The organism is Staphylococcus sp. HMSC055C03 (genome assembly GCF_001809385.1).
Taxonomy (GTDB): Bacteria; Bacillota; Bacilli; order Staphylococcales; family Staphylococcaceae; genus Staphylococcus; species Staphylococcus simulans.
In genome coordinates, this window is the sequence record NZ_KV797505.1 from 37,613 (window position 1) to 42,545 (window position 4,933).

Annotated in this window: 1 protein-coding gene; it reads left to right on the forward strand. The window is 42.5% G+C overall.

What is annotated here, in order from left to right:
- On the forward strand, nucleotides 1–4,933 hold a 4,933-nt coding region (locus HMPREF2603_RS09270; RefSeq protein ID WP_398575020.1), incomplete at both ends, for a beta strand repeat-containing protein.

The window sequence follows — 4,933 nt, forward strand, 5'->3', positions numbered from 1 at the left end:
CAAAAGGTGCTAAGGGAGATAAAGGAGAAGATGCAGCGCCGTTAACAGTTGTTAAAGAAACAAAAGACGCAGCTGGCAACACAGTTGTACATTTCAGCGATGGTAAAACCGCTACAATTTCTAAAGGTGATACAGGTGCAACAGGTGCCGCAGGTAAAGATGCCGCACCATTGACAGTAACTTCATCTGAAAAAGATGGTCAAGGTAATACATTAGTACACTTTAGTGATGGCTCTACAATTACTGTAGATAAAGGTGACCGTGGTGAAACAGGAGCTCAAGGTGCTAAAGGAGATCCGGGTAAAAACGGTACATCTATTGGAATCGATAAAATCGAAACATTAGCTGACGGTACAACAAAAGTAACCTTTACTGATGGAAAATCATTCGAAATTCCTAAAGGTCAAGATGGTACTTCAGTTACAATTACTGAAACTAAAACACTTCCTAATGGAAATAAAGAAGTAACATTCTCAGACGGTAAGAAACTTGAAATTCCTAAAGGAGATAAAGGGGACACAGGCGCAACAGGTGCCGCAGGTAAAGATGCCGCACCGTTAACAGTGACTGGTGAAACTAAAGATGCGCAAGGCAATACAATTGTGAACTTCAGTGATGGTTCTCACGCAACAATCTCTAAAGGGAACAAAGGTGATACTGGGGCACAAGGTGCAACTGGTGAAACAGGTGCTAAAGGCGAAAAAGGTGATTCAATTTCAATCACAAGTATCACACCACAAGCCAATGGTGATACAAAAGTAGTCTTCTCAGACGGTAAAGAATTAACAATTCCTAAGGGTGCGAAAGGTGACAAGGGTGATACAGGCGCAGCAGGTGCGGATGCTAAACCTCTTACAGTCACAGAAACAACAAAAGACCCTGAAGGTAATACAGTGATCCATTTCAGCGATGGTCAAACAGCAACTGTTTCTAAAGGAGATAAAGGTGACGTAGGTGCAGCTGGTAAAGACGCCGCACCATTAACAGTCACAAAAACTGATAAAGATGCAGCTGGAAATACTGTTGTACACTTTAGTGATGGTTCACAAGCCGTTATTTCTAAAGGAGACAAAGGTGATACGGGTGCACAAGGTGCGACTGGTGAAACAGGTGCTACCGGAGCTACTGGTGAGAAAGGTGAAAAAGGTGATTCAATTTCAATCACAAGTATCACACCACAAGCCAATGGTGATACAAAAGTCATCTTCTCAGATGGTAAAGAATTAACAATTCCAAAAGGGGCCAAAGGTGATACAGGTGCAGCCGGCGCAGACGCTAAACCACTTACAGTAACTAGCACAACTAAAGATGCTGATGGTAATACAGTCATCCACTTCAGTGATGGTCAAACAGCGACTGTTTCTAAAGGTGACAAAGGTGAAACTGGTGCCACAGGTGAAAAAGGTGCAGATGGTACTTCAGTTACTATCACAAACACTGAAACAACACCAACTGGAGATACAAAAGTTACATTCAGTGATGGACATGTTATCACAATACCAAAAGGTAAAGATGGTCAATCTGTAACTGTAGAAAGTTCTGCTCCAGATAAAGACGGCAATACTGTTGTACACTTTAGTGATGGCAGCAACGTTACTATCCCTAAAGGAGCTAAAGGTGATGCAGGTGCAGCTGGTAAAGATGCAGCGCCATTAACAGTCACAAAAACTGATAAAGATGCAGCTGGCAATACAGTCGTTCACTTCAGTGACGGTTCACAAGCAGTCATCTCTAAAGGAGATAAAGGCGATACAGGTGCGACAGGTGAAAAAGGTGAATCTGTTTCAATTAAGAGTATCGAACCACAAGCCAATGGCGATACAAAAGTTATCTTCTCAGATGGTAAAGAATTAACAATTCCTAAAGGTGCGAAAGGTGACACAGGTGCAGCTGGTAAAGACGCTGAACCACTTACAGTAACTAGCACAACTAAAGATCCAGAAGGCAACACAGTTATTCACTTCAGCGATGGCCAAACAGCCACTGTCTCTAAAGGGGATAAAGGTGAAACAGGCGCAGCTGGAGCGAATGGTAAAGACGCTGCACCATTAACAGTTACTGGTGAAACTAAAGATGCGGCTGGCAATACAGTTGTTCACTTCAGTGATAACTCAACAGCGACTATCTCTAAAGGAGATAAAGGCGATACAGGTGCGACAGGCGCAACTGGTGCTACTGGTGAAAAAGGCGAATCTGTTTCAATTAAGAGTATCGAACCACAAGCCAATGGCGATACAAAAGTAGTCTTCTCAGATGGCAAAGAATTAACAATTCCTAAAGGTGAAAAAGGCGATACAGGCGCAGCTGGCGCAGACGCTAAACCACTCACAGTTACAGAAACTACTAAAGATGAAGCGGGCAACACTGTTATTCACTTCAGTGATGGTCAAACAGCAACAGTCTCTAAAGGAGATAAAGGTGATACAGGTGCGAAAGGTGATACAGGTGCAGCTGGTAAAGATGGTACGTCTATCACAATCGCAAGTATCGAACCACAAGCAAACGGGGATACAAAAGTGACATTCTCTGATGGTCAATCTATCACAGTGCCAAAAGGTAAAGATGGTACATCAGTGACAATCACAAAAACTGAAACATTACCAAATGGTAATAAACAAGTGACATTCTCAGACGGTAAAACACTTGAAATTCCTAAAGAGGATAAAGGTGATACAGGTGCTGCAGGTGAAAAAGGCGCAGACGGTACTTCAGTGACTGTTCAAAGCTCTGAACAAACACCAGATGGCACAAAAGTTACATTTAGTGATGGTAAATCAATTACAGTTCCTAACGGTAAAGATGGCGCATCTATTACAGTAAAATCATCTGAACCAAATGCGGATGGTGATACAGTTGTAACATTCAGTGATGGTTCACAAGTTGTGATTCCTAAAGGCGCGAAAGGCGACACAGGTGCTCAAGGTGAAGCTGGTAAAGATGGTGCTTCAATCACTATCACAGGTACAGAAACTACACCTGAAGGTAATACGAAAGTTAACTTCTCAGATGGTCACTCTATTACAATCAACAAAGGCGACAAAGGTGAAACTGGCGCAGCCGGTGTAGATGGTAAATCAATCACAATTACTTCAAGTAAAGTGCTTGATAATGGTGATAATGAAGTAACATTCTCAGATGGAACTAAGATTACAATCCCTAAAGGCGCAAAAGGTGATGCAGGTGACTCAATCACAGTTCAAGGCACAAAACCTTTAGATAATGGCGATATCGAAGTGACATTCTCAGATGGCACAAAAGTGACTATTCCAAAAGGTGCTAAAGGGGACAAAGGTGAAACTGGTGCACAAGGTGAAAAAGGCGCAGATGCTGCACCGTTAACTGTTCAAAGTACTGAAAAAGATAAAGATGGCAACACAGTCATCCACTTCAGCGATGGCGGAACTGCGACAATCTCTAAAGGAGATAAAGGTGACGCTGGTGAAAAAGGTGCAGACGGTACTTCAGTAACTGTTGATCAAATCAATAAATTACCAAATGGTGATTCTGAAGTTGTCTTCAGCGATGGTAAAAAAGTAACAATCCCTAAAGGCGACAAAGGTGATGCCGGACAAGATGCTAAACCTCTTACAGTTACAGGTTCTGAAAAAGATGCGGATGGCAATACCGTGATTCACTTCAGCGACGGTAGCACTGCCACTGTTTCTAAAGGCGACAAAGGTGACACAGGCGCAGCGGGTGCTGACGGAAAAGATGGTACATCTATCACAATCACAAGTGTGACACCACAAGAAAACGGCGATACAAAAGTTGTCTTCTCTGATGGCAAAGAAGTAACAATTCCTAAAGGTGCCAAAGGTGATACAGGTGCAGCTGGTAAAGATGCAGCACCATTAACAGTCACTGAAACAACAAAAGATGATGTTGGTAATACAGTCGTTCACTTCAGTGATGGTTCACAAGCTGTCATTTCTAAAGGGGATAAAGGTGATACTGGCGCAACCGGCGCAAACGGTAAAGATGGTCAATCTATTACAGTTCAAAACGTTGCTCCAGATAAAGATGGCAATACAGAAGTCACATTCTCAGACGGATCTAAAGTTGTCATTCCGAAAGCTAAAGACGGCGTAGATGGTAAAGACGGTAAAGCAATCACAATTACCGCTACTGAAACAACACCAGAAGGTAATTCGAAAGTGACATTCTCTGATGGTACATCTATCACGATTGCGAAAGGTGAAAAAGGCGACAAAGGTGAAGCTGGTAAAGACGCAGCCCCACTTACAGTCACTGGTACATCTCAAGATCCTGACGGTAATACAATATTAGACTTCAGCGATGGTTCACATGCGACAATTCCAAAAGCCAAAGATGGTGTGAATGGTAAAGATGGTCAATCAATCACAATCACTGAAACAGCTGTTCAACCAGATGGTTCAACAAAACTTACATTCAGTGATGGTCATGATGTCATCATTCCTAAAGGTGAAAAAGGAGATAAAGGTGACCCAGGTACTTCAATCACAATTACAAGTACTGAAACAACTCCAGAAGGCGCTACAAAAGTCACATTCTCTGACGGTAAAGTCATCACAATTCCTAAAGGTGCTGATGGTCAATCTGTAACGGTAGATAGTTCAAAACCTGATGCAGATGGCAACACAGTTGTGACATTCTCAGATGGTAAAACAGTCACAATTCCAAAAGGAGATAAAGGTGATACAGGTGCAGCTGGTAAAGATGCGGCTCCATTAACAATCACAGGTTCAACACAAACACCAGAAGGCAATACTGAAGTGACATTCAGCGACGGTTCTAAAGTTGTCATTCCGAAAGCAAAAGACGGCGTGGATGGTAAAGATGGTCAATCAATTACAGTCACTGGTAGCGAAGTTCAACCTGACGGTTCTACAAAAGTCACATTCAGTGATGGACGTGAAATTGTGATTCCTAAAGGAGAAAAAGGCGACAAAGG